Annotated in this window: 16 protein-coding genes and 2 pseudogenes; 2 read left to right on the top strand and 16 right to left on the bottom strand. The window is 68.9% G+C overall.

The features are described from left to right. Window positions 1-86: 86 nt before the first annotated feature. The 10 genes and pseudogenes from V6U90_RS26010 to V6U90_RS25965 all read right to left on the bottom strand — a co-directional run. Window positions 87-302 (bottom strand): annotated as a pseudogene (locus V6U90_RS26010) (DUF2637 domain-containing protein); the annotation flags it as partial. Window positions 303-1018: 716 nt separating this feature from the next. Further along, on the bottom strand, window positions 1019-1267 hold the full coding sequence (locus V6U90_RS26005; RefSeq protein ID WP_334441884.1) for a GNAT family N-acetyltransferase: 249 nt from the start codon (window positions 1265-1267) through the stop codon (window positions 1019-1021). A gap of 20 nt (window positions 1268-1287) precedes the next feature. Next, entirely contained in the window at window positions 1288-1434 is a 147-nt protein-coding gene (locus tag V6U90_RS26000) for a hypothetical protein (RefSeq protein ID WP_334441882.1), read from the bottom strand. Window positions 1435-1540: 106 nt separating this feature from the next. Beyond that, on the bottom strand, window positions 1541-2104 hold the full coding sequence (locus tag V6U90_RS25995) for a kinase (protein ID WP_334441880.1): 564 nt from the start codon (window positions 2102-2104) through the stop codon (window positions 1541-1543). Window positions 2105-2243: 139 nt separating this feature from the next. Next, window positions 2244-2691: pseudogene (locus V6U90_RS25990) on the bottom strand (SitI3 family protein). 129 nt (window positions 2692-2820) lie between these two features. After that, a complete protein-coding gene (locus V6U90_RS25985) occupies window positions 2821-3273 on the bottom strand; it encodes a SitI3 family protein (protein WP_334441878.1) in 453 nt (150 codons plus the stop codon). 10 nt (window positions 3274-3283) lie between these two features. Next, on the bottom strand, window positions 3284-3742 hold the full coding sequence (locus tag V6U90_RS25980) for a hypothetical protein (RefSeq protein ID WP_334441887.1): 459 nt from the start codon (window positions 3740-3742) through the stop codon (window positions 3284-3286). A gap of 98 nt (window positions 3743-3840) precedes the next feature. Beyond that, window positions 3841-4368: a DUF6244 family protein gene (locus V6U90_RS25975; protein ID WP_334441875.1), complete on the bottom strand. Its 528-nt coding sequence runs from the start codon at window positions 4366-4368 to the stop codon at window positions 3841-3843. Between the two features lie 122 nt (window positions 4369-4490). Further along, window positions 4491-4760 (bottom strand): CYTH domain-containing protein, encoded by a 270-nt coding sequence (locus V6U90_RS25970; RefSeq protein ID WP_334441872.1) that lies wholly within the window; start codon window positions 4758-4760, stop codon window positions 4491-4493. A gap of 15 nt (window positions 4761-4775) precedes the next feature. Beyond that, window positions 4776-5549, bottom strand: coding sequence for an IclR family transcriptional regulator (locus tag V6U90_RS25965; protein ID WP_334441870.1), 774 nt, complete (start codon window positions 5547-5549; stop codon window positions 4776-4778). A gap of 81 nt (window positions 5550-5630) precedes the next feature. On the opposite strand from V6U90_RS25965, the gene hutH reads away from it, so the two are divergent. Both hutH and hutU read left to right on the top strand, forming a co-directional pair. Then, window positions 5631-7196 carry a histidine ammonia-lyase gene (gene hutH / locus V6U90_RS25960; RefSeq protein WP_334441868.1) on the top strand — a complete coding sequence of 522 codons (1566 nt, stop codon included), beginning with the start codon at window positions 5631-5633 and terminating at the stop codon, window positions 7194-7196. Between the two features lie 26 nt (window positions 7197-7222). After that, window positions 7223-8878, top strand: a complete 1656-nt coding sequence (hutU, locus tag V6U90_RS25955) for a urocanate hydratase (RefSeq protein ID WP_334441865.1) — start codon at window positions 7223-7225, stop codon at window positions 8876-8878. 377 nt (window positions 8879-9255) lie between these two features. Here hutU and V6U90_RS25950 read toward each other — a convergent pair whose 3' ends face one another. From V6U90_RS25950 to V6U90_RS25925, 6 genes are all read right to left on the bottom strand, one after another. Beyond that, the gene (locus V6U90_RS25950) at window positions 9256-10215 is read right to left on the bottom strand and encodes an electron transfer flavoprotein subunit alpha/FixB family protein (RefSeq protein ID WP_334441862.1); all 960 of its coding nucleotides are present in this window, start codon (window positions 10213-10215) and stop codon (window positions 9256-9258) included. A gap of 11 nt (window positions 10216-10226) precedes the next feature. Beyond that, on the bottom strand, window positions 10227-11006 hold the full coding sequence (locus tag V6U90_RS25945; RefSeq protein ID WP_334441860.1) for an electron transfer flavoprotein subunit beta/FixA family protein: 780 nt from the start codon (window positions 11004-11006) through the stop codon (window positions 10227-10229). 99 nt (window positions 11007-11105) lie between these two features. After that, window positions 11106-12575, bottom strand: coding sequence for a Re/Si-specific NAD(P)(+) transhydrogenase subunit beta (gene pntB, locus V6U90_RS25940; protein ID WP_334441857.1), 1470 nt, complete (start codon window positions 12573-12575; stop codon window positions 11106-11108). 3 nt (window positions 12576-12578) lie between these two features. After that, on the bottom strand, window positions 12579-14120 hold the full coding sequence (locus tag V6U90_RS25935; protein ID WP_334441855.1) for a Re/Si-specific NAD(P)(+) transhydrogenase subunit alpha: 1542 nt from the start codon (window positions 14118-14120) through the stop codon (window positions 12579-12581). 165 nt (window positions 14121-14285) lie between these two features. Continuing rightward, complete coding sequence (locus V6U90_RS25930; protein WP_334441852.1) at window positions 14286-14597, bottom strand: hypothetical protein; 312 nt, start codon at window positions 14595-14597, stop codon at window positions 14286-14288. 110 nt (window positions 14598-14707) lie between these two features. Then, window positions 14708-15484, bottom strand: coding sequence for an SDR family NAD(P)-dependent oxidoreductase (locus tag V6U90_RS25925; protein ID WP_334441849.1), 777 nt, complete (start codon window positions 15482-15484; stop codon window positions 14708-14710). Window positions 15485-15561: the final 77 nt, after the last annotated feature.

Raw genomic sequence — 15561 nt, 5'->3', positions numbered from 1 at the left:
CCAGGTGTTCAGGTCGTCAACGGTGCTGGCTTCGGTGAGCACCACCTTGTACGCGCTGGCCAGGCGTCCGGGCCGGTTCAGGTCGTACTCGGCGTGACCGCGCAGACCAGCACACTGGCCGGGAACACGGTCGAGATGTGGGCGCGTTTGCGGCGGCGTAGTTCCAGGCCAGCGGCGATGGACATCAGTTCCAGCACGATGGCGTCCGCCCAGGCCAGCCATCCGGGTTGGCCGTGAGGGGCGGCGACGTTGTGGACGTGGGTGAAGCTGGCCGCACCGGCCGCGCCACCGATGGCGAGCATGATCATCAACGGCGACGCGAACCGGCGGGCTTACGCCCGCTTCCGGCAACCGGAGCAACCGCTTCAGGCAGGGACACTTCCGCTCCGGCCGCTCAGCACAGCGTGCTGCGGCCAGACGGGCGTCGGCTCAACCCGCCGGGAGAAGATCCTTCATCGCGGTTCTCCTGTCACTCGGTCGGCACCCCAACGACCAGACGCCGCACCAGGCCACAACGACGGGGAAGCACCCTGACGGGCGCCCACCCATCGACCATCCGGCCCGGCGAACGAGCCCGCCGCAAGGGGAACGTGCTCCAGTACCTCTCGACCAGACTGCCGCTGTCAAACGAGTCAACCCTGACGATCGACCGCCTCGGCACGCCCTCGACGCGGCACAGTGCCGGACCGTCTCCACCCGGCCCGCTACCTGCCGCAACGGTTCCCACCGTCCACACGGTCCGACCTTCTCACCGGAAAAACCCGACCGGAGAGCCCGCCGAAATGAGTTCCTTTGAGCGAAAGGCGAGCATTCTCCGGAGCCCCGTCTGATGACGGACACGGAGCCGTCAGGCACGCCGACACCCGCCAGCCTCAGTCAGTCCGGGGTCTGATGGATCAGGTGCCCCCCACCAGCAACGGCGCCCCGGCATGGGACAGCACGAGTGTCCACGGAGCTCACGAGCCGATGCGGCACTCGTACACGGCGCGGTGCTTCCCTGGCCCCTTGTAGTCGGAGATCACGGACACGCCGTAGCCCACCTGTCGCCATCGGTATTGACGAAGCCGAGCGCGAGCCAGGCGTGGTGGGCGGGGCGGTTGTCGGGCTCGGACGTCAGGTAGAGGCGCCGACAGCCCCAGCGCAGGCCATGCCGTCGAACATCGTCCACCAGTGCCCGGGCGATCCCGCGACGCCGGTGGCCGGGGTCCGTCATCACGTCCTGCAGATAGATCCCGGCCGGATCATCCTGGCTCCGCAATGCGATCACACAGCCGACGACCTCACCGTTTAGGACGGCAACAGGGCAGGTCGCGGAGAACAGCTTGCGTACAACCAGTAGTCGGACGACCCGCGCAGCTTGATGTAGGGCCCGCCGAGAGCGAGCAGCTTCTCGACGTCGGGAATCCGGTCGGCGGTGAGCGGAACGACCTTCATACGCGCCTCTCCGGTTCATGGGATCGCTGCGGTCACGCCGATACGCGAGCCGCCGGGATGAGGACTCGAACCACAATCTGGATGACCACTGTGGTTGTCCTCCGTTTCACGGGAGGAGTGGGAGCAGGTCGTCGTCGCGTCCGATCTGAGGCAGCCCGGCGGTTACGGCGATGGTCTCGACTGCCTCCTCGAACGTGGTGCTCTCCGGCAGAACAAGCTCGTCGGACCAGCCCAGGATGTCGTGGGCGACGTACCAGCCGCTCATGTGCTCGGCGGTGAACTCGCTGGCCTGCGGACGAGTCAAGTGCCGCCGCAGGGTCTCGGGCAGCGACACGTCCAGGTAGCAGAACAGCGACCGCCCCTGGTGACCGTCGCGGAGGTCAGCCAGCACGCCCCGGTAGCGGTCGCTGTGCATGATGCCTTCCAGGACGACGTGGTAGCCGTGGTCCAGCGCGAACCGGACAGTCTGCGCGATCAGCGTGGGGGCCGCGCCGCCGGGCTTGTCCCGCTCGCGGAGAAGAATGCGACGCAGGTAGTCCTGCTCGACCAGAGCGCAGCCCCGGCCATGCCGACGCCGCAACTCCCGGGCGATGCTGCTCTTGCCCGACCCGGAGTTTCCCCGGATACACACCAGGATCGTGTTCAGGCTGCCAGTAGGTTCAACGGGCACGATGCCTCCGCAGATTCAGTCACTGCGCACGACGAGGTCGAAAGCCATGACGATCAGCGATCGGGAAATTGATCCGCAGGCCAGCAGCCCCACCGCTCGGCCCGGGAAAACCGACACCGGAGTCAGTCCGACGCCCCGCTCAGAGGGCGAGGAGGCCGTTGACCCCGTAGTGATCCCACCACGTCGCCCTGTGCCTGCGCAGTTCGCCGCCGGTACGTGTCAGCAGCAGGTAGTTGCCGTTCTGCACCAGGGCCGCGTCCTCGCCACGGCCGGCCAGGATCCGGGCCACCGCCGCGACCATGTAGGGGATCCCCTTGTCCACCAGGTCGTCCGCGCGCGAAGTCGACGTCGACGTACCTCTCCGGCTCCCACTCCCAACGTGACCCGTCGTCGTCCTCGGCATCGAAGTAGCCGTGCTCGCCGGAGTAGACACTCAGGGCGTAGCCTCGCTGCTCGTAGAGTCGGACGCTGAGCAGTCGGGGGTTGGTGGTCGGTACCGGCTTCTCCGTGACGTCGGCGGCAGCGAGTGCGGCCACGTCCTCCAGCGGGACGTCACCGGCCAGGGTCAGTCGGAACTCCACGGCCATCTCCGCAACCTCTTCTCAATCTCGCCGCACGATCTGCACCGCCCGCGACCGACCGACAAAGTCCTGCATCTGCGGACGCGTCGCGGCGCGAGGCCGTGCCGGACGCAGAACTCACAGGCCGCCAGGTACTCACCGGTCAATAAGGTCGTCTCCGCCGTGAACGCCCCACCAACTCAGAGCGTGCCTGCGCAGCGTTCCCGAGAAGCGGGTCAGCAGCAGCCAGTCGGCATTGAGGACCAGCGCGGCGTCCTCCGGCCGTTCGCCCAGTACCCGGGCCACGGACGCCAGCATCTCCCGCGTCGCCCGCTCGGATGATTCGTCCTTACGCAGCCGGAAGCCGATGTTGACGTACCGCTCCGGTTCCCACTCCCACACCGAGCCGTCACCATCCTCGGCCTCGAAGTAGCCGTGGGAACCCGCGTAGATGCTCACCGTGTAGCCACACCGATCACTGAGGTCCGCACTCAACAACCGGGGCCTCCCATCTGCCGCAGACTCCTCGGCACCGTCCGGAGCGACGATGCCGGCCAGCGCTTCGAGAGGGATGTCGCCCGCGAGCGTCAAGCGGTACTCGGTCGCCATGGGTAACCCTTCAGTCTCGTCGCAGGATCTGGATTATCGCCCCGCTGCGCGTCACCACCACCAGTTCCTTCAGCCCCGCGATCGGCCAGTCGTCGAACTGCTTCTGCAGCGCCGCGAAATCGCCACGCCAGTCGTTGAGGTTGACCACCACCCGCTGGGTCTGCTCACTGGCGATCTTGTCGGCAACCCCGCTCCACACGCCTCGCACGCTCTTCGCCGGAGTCGGTGAGTAGCAGTCGAAGACGTGTCCCTCGATCAGGTAGTCCGGATCCTTGCCCGGGTTGCCGGAATCACCGGTACCGAGCCGGGTTTTGGCGACCTCCTGCCTGGTCGGGTTCTGGTGGAGTAGGTATCCCTCGCCAGCGACGGTATCGGCACATTCGTTCTCAAGTTCCAACGAGCGCCGCACGCGTTCGTCCTCCTTCGGAGGGATCCGGGTACGTCGACCGGTAGGCGAGCCGCCGTGCATCCCAGTGGGCTTGCGTGTCCACAGCGTCGTCACTCCCGTGACGGCGGAGGGTGTGGGGACCGGGTCAGGGCTGGTCGGTACGGCACCGCCAGCCCCGATCAGTTTCCCGACGACCCCAACTGCCGCGCCTCGGCGATCGCCGCGTCGACAACCTGACCGGTGGTACCGGTGCGCTGAACCAGCATGACAAGCACCTGCTTGACGCTCTCCAGAGCCTGCAGCAGCGGCCCGGGCTGCCCACCCTGCAGAACCACCACGACGAGCTGCTGCGCCTCACCGACGTGCGTGATCGTCGCAGCCGTCTGATCACGGATCCCGTCGACCGCACTGCGCACCGGCGTCAGCCCAGCGATCGTCTCCTCCGGACTGGCCTGCTCCGGGACAGCAGCAGTCGCCCTCGTAGCATCCCCGACAGCACCGGCAAGACCACCAAGGCCGCCCCGGACGGTGGTGATCACCCCACGAATCCGGGCCACTCCGGCAGCCACCGCAGCGAACCCGGCACCCGCAGCCCGCAACGCGATCTCCTGCGCCTGCTGGTCAGCAGCGGCAGCCAGACCCTGCGCGCGTTCGACCCCGGTGGCCAACGTACGCAGCTCCGTAGTGATCTTCTCGACGTGCGACACGCTGCCGGAATCCTCCACCTGGCGACAAAAGCCTTCAGAACGTTGAACCTACCGGCACACCACGGACGTCACCAGACGACGAACCCGCCTACGACGCCGGTACCGGCAGGCACCCGCAGACATCAGTGATCGCGGCCGAGGAGCAGGTGGGGGTACCCCTTGTCGACCGGCTGACCAAGCTCGGCATCGAGGGAGTCGATGAACCCGACCAGCCGATCGGTGGCGTCTCCGACATCGGCGGCCTCGCCCTTGAACTCGAACTCGACGAAGTCGCCGGCGTCCACGACGTGGTCGAAGACGATTTCGACGTCGGGCAACGTCCACGCCTCACGGGTCTTGTCGACCGTCACCAGGGGCCGGAAGTCCAGGGCCTCAGCAGCACTACCACACACACCTACCCCCCACCCCTACCCTAAGGGCCCCGGCCGGCCGCCGATGCGCCGGGTGAGTTCGGCGGTCGTTCGGGCGACCTGCCGGGCCAACTCGCGCTGCCCGTCGACGTCCACGTCGGCGGCAGGGTAGGTCACGGCCACGGCCGCGACCGGGTGGCCGGTGTGGTCGTGTACGGCTGCGGCGACCGAGGAAACCTCGGGTGTGACCAGCCCCTCCTCGATGGCGTAGGTGCGTTGCCGGACTCGGATCAGCTCGGCGCGCAGCTGGGCCAGACTGGTAACGCCGACGCCGTGCCGCTGCACGAACGCGTCCCGGCTCGGGAAGAGGGCACGCACCTGGGCGTGCGGCAGGGCGGCGAGCATGGCCAGGCCGCTCGCGGTCAGCGCCGCCGGCAGCCGTACCCCGACGTCGGTGACCAGCGGGGGGCGGCCAGGCGCGCGCTCCTCGATCACGTAGAACACCTCGCGGCCGTGCAGCACGGCCAGATGGGCGTTGTGCGAGCTGGTCTCGACCAGGCGGGTCAGCAGCGGCCGGGCGACGCGCTGCAGCGGGGCCTGACGTAAGTACGCCGAGCCGAGGGCGAACGCTTCGACCCCCAGGCCGTACCGCCGCTCCTCCGCCAGGTGCATCACGAATCCCTCGTACCGCAGCACCGCCAGCAGGTGATAGACGGTGGACCGCGGCAGCTCGAGGTCGCGCGCGATCGACGCGGCGGGGAGGGGTTCGGCGTGCCGGGCCAGCAGCTTGAGCAGGCTGATGGCGTGGGCCGCGGCGGGGACGTTCGCCATGCCCCCAGTGTCTCAGATCCGAGACAGAACCTGGCCGCCGGTCGTATCCGGCAGGCTCGGTCGTCGGTTCGAATAGAGGGCATGAGAACAGCCCAACCCCGTCGGGCCGCTGCCGTCGTCACGGTCGGCACCGGCCCGCTGAGCTTCGACGACGTCGTGGCGGTCGCCCGCCACGACGCCCCCGTCGAGATCTCCGCCGATGCGCTGTCCGAGATCCGCAGGAGCCGCGAGGTCGTCGAGGCGCTCGCCGACGACGCTGAGCCCCACTACGGCGTGTCCACCGGGTTCGGGGCGCTGGCGACCCGGCACATTCCGGTCGAGCTGCGCGCCCAGCTCCAGTCCAGCCTCGTCCGCAGCCACGCCGCCGGGTCGGGGCCGGAGGTGGAGCGGGAGGTCGTCCGGGCCCTGATGCTGCTGCGCCTGTCGACGTTGGCGACCGGCCGTACAGGAGTCCGCGCCGAGACCGCGCTCACGTACGCGCGGCTGCTGAACGCCCGGATCCACCCGGTCGTGCACGAGTTCGGCAGTCTCGGCTGCTCCGGCGACCTCGCGCCGTTGGCGCACTGCGCGCTGGCGCTGATGGGGGAGGGCCCTGTGCGCGACGCCGCCGGTGAGCTGCGCGACGCCGGGGACGCCCTACGCGAGGCAGGCATCGAGCCGGTCTCCTTGGCTGAGAAAGAGGGCCTCGCGCTGATCAACGGCACCGACGGCATGTTGGGCATGCTGGTGCTGGCGATCAGCGACCTGCGCCACCTGCTCAAGGTCGCCGACCTGACCGCCGCAATGAGCGTGGAGGGGCTGCTCGGCACCGACGTCGTGTTCACCCCTGAGCTGCAGGACCTGCGCCCCCACCCGGGCCAGGCCGCCTCCGCAGCCAACATCCGCGCCGTGCTCGCTGGCAGCCCGATCGTGGCCAGTCACCGCAGCCCGGACTGCACCCGCGTCCAGGACGCCTACTCGCTGCGCTGCGCGCCGCAGGTGGCCGGGGGCGCACGGGACACCGTGGACCACGCGGCGCTGGTCGCCTCCCGGGAATTGGCCGCCGCGGTGGACAATCCGGTGGTCACCCGCGACGGACGGGTCTCCTCGAACGGTAACTTCCACGGTGCCCCGCTGGCGTACGTGCTCGATTTCCTCGCGGTCGTCACTGCGGACGTCGCCTCGATGGCCGAGCGCCGCACCGACCGGTTCCTCGACGTGGCCCGCAGCCACGGGTTGAATGCCTTCCTCGCCGAGGACCCGGGCGTCGACTCGGGCTACATGATCGCGCAGTACACCCAGGCCGCGCTCGTCTCGGAGCTCAAGCGGCTCGCCGTACCCGCCAGCGTCGACTCGATCCCGAGTTCGGCGATGCAGGAGGACCACGTCTCGATGGGCTGGTCCGGCGCCCGTAAGCTGCGCCGCGCTGTCGACGCGCTGACCCGCGTGCTCGCCATCGAGCTGCTCACGGCCGCACGCGGCATCCAGTTGCGGGCGCCGCTGCGCCCCGCCCCCGCCACCGGCGCGGTGATCGACGCCCTGCGCGAGGTGGCCCCCGGTCCTGGGCGCGACCGCTTCCTCTCGCCGGAGATCGACGTCGCCGTCCGGTTCGTGGCCAGCGGGGCCGCGCTTCGCGCCGTCGAGTCGGTCACCGGACCGTTCAACTGACCCCCGGGCAAGCAAGGAGACACGCCATGGAAGGCGCACGTCCCGTCCGTGCCCCGCGCGGCACGACCCTGACCGCCAAGTCGTGGGCCACCGAGGCCCCGCTACGGATGCTGATGAACAACCTGGACTCGGAGGTCGCCGAGCGCCCCGACGACCTCGTGGTGTACGGCGGCACTGGCCGCGCGGCCCGCGACTGGAAGTCCTTCGACGCGATGGTCCGCACCCTGACCACATTGGAGCGGGACGAGACGATGCTGGTGCAGTCGGGTCGCCCGGTGGGCGTGCTGCGGACGCACGAGTGGGCCCCACGGGTGCTCCTGGCCAACTCCAACCTTGTCGGCGACTGGGCCACCTGGCCTGAGTTCCGGCGGCTGGAGCGGCTGGGCCTGACAATGTACGGCCAGATGACGGCCGGCTCGTGGATCTACATCGGCACGCAGGGTATCGTGCAGGGCACGTACGAGACGTTCGCGGCCGTAGCGGAGAAGCGCTTCAACGGCACCCTGGCCGGCACGCTCACGCTCACCGGCGGCTGCGGCGGCATGGGCGGGGCGCAACCGCTCGCGGTGACCCTGAACGACGGGGTCTGCCTGATCGTCGACGTGAACAAGGCCCGTCTCCACCGCCGGGTGCAGCACCGCTACCTGGACGAGGTCGCCACCGACCTGGACGACGCGATCGAGCGGGTGCTGCGCGCCAAGGGCGAGCGCCGCGCGCTCTCCGTCGGGCTGGTCGGCAACTGCGCCGAGGTCTTCCCCGAACTGCTGCGTCGTGGTGTCCCGATCGACATCGTCACCGACCAGACCAGCGCCCACGACCCGCTGTCGTACCTGCCCGAGGGCGTCTCGGTCGAGGACTGGCACGCCTACGCGGAGGGAAAGCCCGAGGAGTTCACCGCCCGGGCCCGCGCCTCGATGGCCCGGCACGTCCAGGCGATGGTGGAGTTCCAGGACGCCGGCGCCGAGGTCTTCGACTACGGCAACTCCATCCGGGACGAGGCACGACTCGGCGGGTACGAGCGGGCGTTCGAGTTCCCCGGGTTCGTCCCCGCGTACATCCGGCCGCTGTTCTGCGAGGGCAAGGGACCGTTCCGCTGGGCGGCCCTGTCGGGCGACCCGGAGGACATCCACGCCACCGACCGCGCCGTGATGGAACTGTTCCCGGACAACGACCGCCTGCAGAAGTGGCTACGCGGGGCGCAGGAGAAGATCGCGTTCCAGGGCCTGCCGGCGCGCATCTGCTGGCTGGGCTACGGCGAGCGGGACAAAGCCGGCCTGCGGTTCAACGATATGGTCGCCTCGGGCGAGCTCAGGGCGCCGATCGTCATCGGGCGGGACCACCTGGACGCCGGCTCGGTCGCCTCGCCGTATCGGGAGACCGAGGCCATGCTCGACGGGTCGGACGCCATCGCCGACTGGCCGCTGCTGAACGCGCTGATCAACACCGCATCCGGGGCATCCTGGGTATCCATCCACCACGGCGGGGGCGTCGGCATCGGCCGGTCGATCCACGCCGGCCAGGTGTCGGTCGCGGACGGGACCGCCCTGGCGGCCGAGAAGCTGGCACGGGTGCTGACCAACGACCCCGGCATGGGCGTGATCCGCCACGTCGACGCGGGCTACGAGCGCGCCGAGCAGGTCGCCGCCGAGCGGGGCGTGCGGATCCCGATGCGGGAGAGCTGAGCCTCCGCGATGAGCTCCGACAGCACGTGGGCGGCGATCGAGCCGATCGGGCGCGATCGCCGCACCCGCAGCTACCGGCGCTTCGTCCGGAGCCGCAAGGACCTCGACCTGCGCGAGTGATTCGCCCAGGAGCGCCGGGCCGGGGCCTCGACCTCACTACCGACCGGATGGGCAACCAGTGGTCTTCTCTTCACTCGGGTCTCCCCCGAGTCTCCGCCGGACATGTGAGCGGCACCGCGTGCCGAATCCCGAAGACCGGACCGGGCGGTTGTGCACGGTGAACGAGCGCCCTGGCCCAGAACGGCAACGGCGTCCGGGGCGGTAACTCCGGACGCCGTTGCCGTCGGACAACTCACCACCTGCGCAAGTGCCTCCTATCACTTGCGCTTGCGGATCTCCTCGGCGGCCTGTGGAACGACCGTGAACAGGTCGCCGACGACGCCGTAGTCGGCGAGTTCGAAGATCGGCGCTTCGGCGTCCTTGTTCACCGCGACGATGGTCTTCGAGGTCTGCATGCCGGCCCGGTGCTGGATCGCGCCGGAGATGCCCAACGCGACGTACAGCTGCGGGGAGACCGTCTTGCCGGTCTGGCCCACCTGGAACTGGTGGGGGTAGAAGCCGGAGTCGACCGCAGCGCGGGACGCGCCCACGGCGCCGCCGAGCAGGTCGGCCAGTTCCTCGACCAGCTTGAAGTTGTCGGCGTTGCCGACCCCGCGGCCGCCGGATACGACGACCGAGGACTCGGTCAGCTCCGGACGGGAGCCCTTCTGCTCGGTGGCGCGCTGCACGACCCGGGCCAGCTTGTCCGCCTCACCAACCTGCACGGTGAGCTGCTCGACAGCCGGTGTGGCCGCCGCTGGGGTGGGGGTGAGCGAGTTCGGGCGGACGGTGACCAGCGGCAGGCCGCGGGTGACCTTGGATTTGACGATGGTGGAGCCGGCGAACGCGACCTGCGTGGCGGTGCCGTCCGCGTCGAGTGCGACCACGTCGGTCAGGATGCCGTTGTCCAGTTTGACGGCCAGCCGGGCGGCGATCTCCTTGCCCTCCTGCGACGAGGCGAGCAACACCGCGGCCGGTTGCACCCGCTTCACGAGGTCGGCGAGCACGGTGGCCTTCGGGGCCACCAGGTAGCCGTCGATGTCGGCGCTCTCGGCGGCGTAGACCTTCTCCGCGCCGTACTCGCCCAGCTTGCCGGCCAGCGCCTCGGCGGCGCCGGGACCGCCGAGCACGACCGCACTGGGCGTGCCCAGCTCGCGGGCGAGGGTGAGCATCTCCAGGGTGACCTTCTTGACGCCGAACTCCCGGGTGCCGTCGACGACGACGAGAACCTCAGCCATGTCCAGACCCCTCACACGAACTTCTCGGTGGCGAGGAACTCGACCAGCTGCACGCCGCCGGAGCCCTCATCGGTGACCTTGGTGCCGCCGGAACGCGGCGGGCGCTTGGAGTGCTCCAGCACCGTGCTGGTGGCGCCGGCGAAGCCCACCTCGGCGGGGGCGACGCTCAGGTCCGCCAGGGACAGGGTCTGCAGCGGCTTCTTCTTCGCCGCCATGATGCCCTTGAACGACGGGTACCGCGGCTCGTTGATCGTGTCCCACACCGAGACGACCGCCGGGGTCGAGGCGGTGACCACCTCGTAGCCCTCCTCCGTCTGCCGCTCCACCGTCAACGTCGGCCCGTCCACGGTCAGCTTCCGCGCCCCGGTCAGCGCCGCAACACCCAACCGCTCCGCGATCATGTGCGGCAGCACCTGCACCCGACCATCAGTCGACTCCGAACCACACAGCACCAAATCCGCATTGAGCCGACCGAGGGCGGCGGCGAGCACCTTCGAGGTGGCCACCGCGCAGGAGCCGTGCAGGGCGTCGTCCACCACGTGCACGGCCTTGTCCGGACCCATGGACAGCGCCTTACGGATCGACTCGGTCGCCCGGTCCGGACCCATCGTCAGGACGGTCACCTCACCGCCGTGCGCCTCCTTGATCTTCAACGCCTCCTCGATGGCGTACTCGTCCATCTCGTTGATGACGTTGTTCGCCGAACCGCGGTCGACGGTGTTGTCGTCGCTACGCAGGTTGCGGTCCGCGCCCGAATCAGGCACCTGCTTGACGAGTACGACGATATTCATCGCGCTTCGAAACCCTCTCTACGTTAGTCGCCACGCCGGGCCGCGACGCGACACACGGCTCAGTTGAATGAGCTTTCTTCGGCCTTGAAACCCGATGGATCAGGCCAGCGCCGGACGGTAGATGTCCGCCCCGCGAACTGCTGAAACACGGTCTAGGGCTCGGACGATGTCCTCGACCCGCTCCTTGGCGTCGCCGAAGAGCATCTGGCTGTTGTCGCGGAAGAACAACGGGTTCTGCACGCCGGCGTAGCCTGTGGCCATCGACCGCTTGAAGACGATCACGTCGTGGGCGTTCCAGACCTTCAGAACCGGCATGCCGGCGATCGGCGAGGACGGGTCCTCCGACGCGGCCGGGTTGACCGTGTCGTTGGCGCCGATGACCAGGACCACGTCGGTGGCGTCGAAGTCGTCGTTGATCTCGTCCATCTCGAGCACGATGTCGTAGGGCACCTTGGCCTCGGCCAGCAGCACGTTCATGTGGCCGGGAAGGCGACCCGCCACGGGGTGGATGCCGAACCTCACGTTGACGCCCCTGGCCCGAAGCTTCGCGGTCAGGTCGGCAACGGGGTACTGCGCCTGCGCCACCGCCATGCCGTAGCCGGGGGTGATGACGACCGAGGACGCGCCGGCCAGCAGCTCGGCGACGGCGTCGGCCTGGATCTCGCGGTGCTCGCCGTAGTCCTTGTCAACCCCGGGGCCGGCCTCGACGCCGAAGCCACCGGCGATGACGGAGATGAAGGAGCGGTTCATCGCCTTGCACATGATGTAGGACAGGTAGGCACCGGATGAGCCAACCAGCGCACCGGTCACGATCAGCAAGTCGTTGCTGAGTAGGAAGCCCGAGGCGGCCGCGGCCCAACCCGAGTAGCTGTTGAGCATCGAGACCACGACCGGCATGTCGCCGCCACCGATGGAGGCGACCAGGTGCCAGCCCAGGGCCAGAGCGAGCACCGTCAGCACGACGAGGACGACATCCTGTCCGGTGCTGCCGACGTCAATGGCGGCGTAGACGATGGTGAGGATCGTGAAGAGGACCAGCGAACCGACGTTGATGAAGTTCTTGCCTGGCAGCATGAGCGGGGCGGACTTCATCTTCGCCGAGAGCTTCAGGTTGGCGACGATCGAGCCGGTGAAGGTGACCGCGCCGATGAAGATACCGATCGAGACCTCGGCCTCGTGGATGTTGTTGAGGCTGTCCAGAGCGTAGTGCGAGCCCTGGAGGTGGCCGTTCCACCCGATCGCGACGGCGGCGAGGCCGACGAAGCTGTGCAGCAGCGCGATGAGCTCGGGCATTCCGGTCATCTCGACGATCCTGGCCCGCCACAGGCCGATCACGGCACCGACCGTGATCGCGGCCAGCATGAGCGGGATCGAGACCATGCCGCCGTCGAGGTCGGTGGTGACGTCGATGACCAGGGCAACGGTCGCGACGAGCGCCATCGCCATGCCGACGATCCCGTAGGTCAGGCCGTTCTTGGCGGACTCGTGCTTCGACAGGCCCGCCAGCGAGAGGATGAACAACAGCGAGGCAGCGATGTACACCGCGCCAGTGGTAGAGATGATGTCCATCGCTCAAACCCCCTTGTTGAACATGCCGAGCATGCGGCGCGTGACCGCGAAGCCACCGAAGATGTTGATCGAGGCAAGCAGGGTCGCGACGGCAGAGAGAATCCGTATGGTGGTGTTCTCCGAGGCGACCTGGATCAGCGCGCCGACCACGACCACGCCGGAGATGGCGTTGGTGACCGACATCAGCGGCGTGTGCAGTGCGTGCGCCACCTTGCCGATGACGTAGTAACCGATCACGATCGAGAGCATCAGCGTCGTGAAGTGCTGCGGGATCGGGTCCGGCGCGGTCGCGTTGACCAGCCAGAGCAGGGCGATGCCGCCCAACACCAGGCCGACCTTCGCACCTGCGGACAGCGGCGCCTTCTCCTCCTTGACCGGAGCAGAAACCGTGGGAGTCGCGGCCGCGGGGGCGGCCGAGACCTGCACGGCCGGCGGCGGCCAGGTGGACTCGCCCTCCCTGACGACGGTGATGCCACGCTGGACGACGTCGTCGAAGTTCAACGTCAGGTTGCCGTCCTTCTCCGGGGTCAGCAGCTTGAGCAGGTTGACGACGTTGGTGCCGTACAGCTGCGACGTCTGCGCGGCCAGGCGGCCGGCGAGGTCGGTGTAACCCAGGATCGTCACGCCGTTCTGGGTGACGACCTTCTGATCCGCCACGGTTCCCGCGACGTTTCCACCGTTGGCCGCGGCCATGTCGACGATCACGGAGCCGTTCTTCATGCCGGCCACAGTCTCGGCGGTGAGCAGGCGCGGCGCCGGGCGTCCGGGTATCAGCGCGGTGGTGATGACGATGTCGGCGGCGCGCGCCTCCTCGTCGTACATCGCGGCAGTCGCGGCCTGCTGCTCCTCGGTCATCTCCTTGGCATAGCCGTCGGAAGACTTCTCCGCCTTGAACACGGACCGGTCCAGCTCAACAAACTGCGCGCCCATCGACTCGACCTGCTCGGCCACCTCGGGACGCACGTCGAACGCCCGCACGACCGCACCCATCGCCGATGCGGCACCGATCGCGGCCAGACCCGCGACACCGGCGCCCACCACGAACACCCGGGCCGGAGGGATCTTGCCTGCGGCGGTCACCTGGCCGGTGAACATCCGGCCGAACTCGTGCGCGGCCTCGACCACGGCGCGGTAGCCCGCGACGTTCGCCATCGAGGACAGCACGTCCATCGGCTGCGCGCGCGAGATCCGCAGCACCGCGTCCATCGCGAGCGCGGTCACGCCCTGCGCTTGCAGCTCCTCCAGCAGCTCGGGGCTACGGCCCGGCGCCATCATCGAGATGATCGTGACGCCCTGCCGGAGCCGGCCGATCTCCTCGTGGGTGGGGGCGTTGACCTTCACGACGACGTCGGCGGCCCACACCTCCTCCGTCGTACCGACCCGGACACCAGCGGCGGTGAACGCGCTGTCGGGCTGGTCGGCGAGGTCGCCGGCGCCCGACTCGACGATCACGTCGTAGCCGAGGTCGGTCAGTTGGGAAACGGTCTTGGCGGTCGCCGCAACCAGGGCGCCCTGTTTCGACTCGCTCGGGATGCCGATGAGCATCGATACCCTCCTTCTCTCGTTTCCACCGGGTCCACCCTGTCCGGGCAGCCAAGGGAGCGCCGGGCGACGGCGAGCCGCGAGGCCCTGCCGTGGCCGACGGACGGCCGGTGCGATCCCGGGCCACGGGACGGTCACGGCAGGATGCCGTTGTCCCCCGCACCCCTGTTACGAATAGAGACCACGGACCCGGTGCGCCTGGCACACGCGTTCGATGGCCATGCAGGCCTCCTCGACCTGCCGTTCCAGCGCTGCCACATCGAGACCGCCGCCACGATGGACACCACCGTTGACGTCACTGACCGCGACGACTCGCGCGCTCTCCCGAGCGACGAAGGCGGTCACGCCCTGACCTGCCTCGCCGAAGCCCCTGCCCCGCGTTGTTGACCCGCCGTCGGCGCCGGGGGCGATGCCGACGTGGGTCAGCGCCTCGAGAGCGATGGCGGCCACGCCCCGGGTGGTCGACGCGGCCAGAGGCACGGCCAAAGAGGGCGCACGGCCAGGTCATCCACATCGCGAACGCCCGGACTTCGTAGCGGTCGACGCGGGCGTCGCGAATGGACCCACCTCTTGCTGGTCGGGAGAGACCGCTAGTAGAGCGCCTTGCCGCCATCGAGACGGATGACCGTGCCATTCAGGTAGGGCGAGCACGTCGAGAGGAAGAGCAGCGTCTCCGCGACATCGTCCGCATCCCCGTTGCGGAACTCGTACCGCGTCCCGACACGGTAGGTGTCGCCATCGACGAGCGGTTCACCGCGATAACGACGCAGCGCGTCATTGGTGCCGTCGTCCGAACGGAAGAACTGCGTCGGTGCCACCGCGTTGCACTGTACCGTCGGAGACAGCGCGACGGCGAGCTGCTCCATGAGCCGAATCAGGGCCGTCTTGGACAGGCCATGCGGAATGAGGTTCGGCCATGCCTCGTTGGTCGAGTTCCCCACCAGCGCGATGATCCTGCCGTGCCCCTGCGCCTTCATGACCGCCGCCGCGGCTTGGCTGAGGAAGAACGGTCCCCGGATGTTGACCCCGAATGAGGCGTCGAAGTCGTCCTCGGTCACATCTTCGAACTCCTTCGCGCGAAGTGAGCTCGCATTGTGGATCAGCACGGAGAGATCGCCGCGCCAGGCCGCCGCTTGGTCCACGAGCCGGCGGGCGTCCGCGGTGTTCGACACGTCCGCCTCCACGGCGATCGCCTCGCCGCCCTCGGAGCGGATGAGCTTGACGGTCTTCGCGGCGAGCTCCGCCTGCTTCCAGTGGTTCACCACCACCGCCGCCCCGGCCGCTCCGAACCTGCGCGCGAACACGCGGCCCGCACGTTCGGCCGCGCCGGTGATGAGAACCGTCCGGCCGACGATAGATGAACTCATGATGTCTCCAGATAGTCAGAATGAGGGGAATGAATTCTCGGTTGGTCCCCCGCCACGGCGACGGGCCGCAGGCGGAA

The sequence above is a fragment of the Micromonospora sp. CPCC 206060 genome, from assembly GCF_036906895.1.
Lineage (GTDB): Bacteria > Actinomycetota > Actinomycetes > Mycobacteriales > Micromonosporaceae > Micromonospora.
Note: the sequence above shows the minus strand (reverse complement) of the source record. Positions and strands in the feature narration are given on the sequence as shown.

Excerpts from the sequence above, each read along its gene's own strand:
- V6U90_RS26000 (WP_334441882.1), bottom strand. The coding sequence starts at position 1,434 with ATGAAGGTCGTTCCGCTCACCGCCGACCGGATTCCCGACGTCGAGAAG.
- V6U90_RS25985 (WP_334441878.1), bottom strand. The coding sequence starts at position 3,273 with ATGGCGACCGAGTACCGCTTGACGCTCGCGGGCGACATCCCTCTCGAA.
- V6U90_RS25980 (WP_334441887.1), bottom strand. The coding sequence starts at position 3,742 with ATGCACGGCGGCTCGCCTACCGGTCGACGTACCCGGATCCCTCCGAAG.
- V6U90_RS25965 (WP_334441870.1), bottom strand. The coding sequence starts at position 5,549 with ATGGCGAACGTCCCCGCCGCGGCCCACGCCATCAGCCTGCTCAAGCTG.
- hutH (WP_334441868.1), top strand. The coding sequence starts at position 5,631 with ATGAGAACAGCCCAACCCCGTCGGGCCGCTGCCGTCGTCACGGTCGGC.
- hutU (WP_334441865.1), top strand. The coding sequence starts at position 7,223 with ATGGAAGGCGCACGTCCCGTCCGTGCCCCGCGCGGCACGACCCTGACC.
- V6U90_RS25950 (WP_334441862.1), bottom strand. The coding sequence starts at position 10,215 with ATGGCTGAGGTTCTCGTCGTCGTCGACGGCACCCGGGAGTTCGGCGTC.
- V6U90_RS25945 (WP_334441860.1), bottom strand. The coding sequence starts at position 11,006 with ATGAATATCGTCGTACTCGTCAAGCAGGTGCCTGATTCGGGCGCGGAC.
- pntB (WP_334441857.1), bottom strand. The coding sequence starts at position 12,575 with ATGGACATCATCTCTACCACTGGCGCGGTGTACATCGCTGCCTCGCTG.
- V6U90_RS25935 (WP_334441855.1), bottom strand. The coding sequence starts at position 14,120 with ATGCTCATCGGCATCCCGAGCGAGTCGAAACAGGGCGCCCTGGTTGCG.
- V6U90_RS25925 (WP_334441849.1), bottom strand. The coding sequence starts at position 15,484 with ATGAGTTCATCTATCGTCGGCCGGACGGTTCTCATCACCGGCGCGGCC.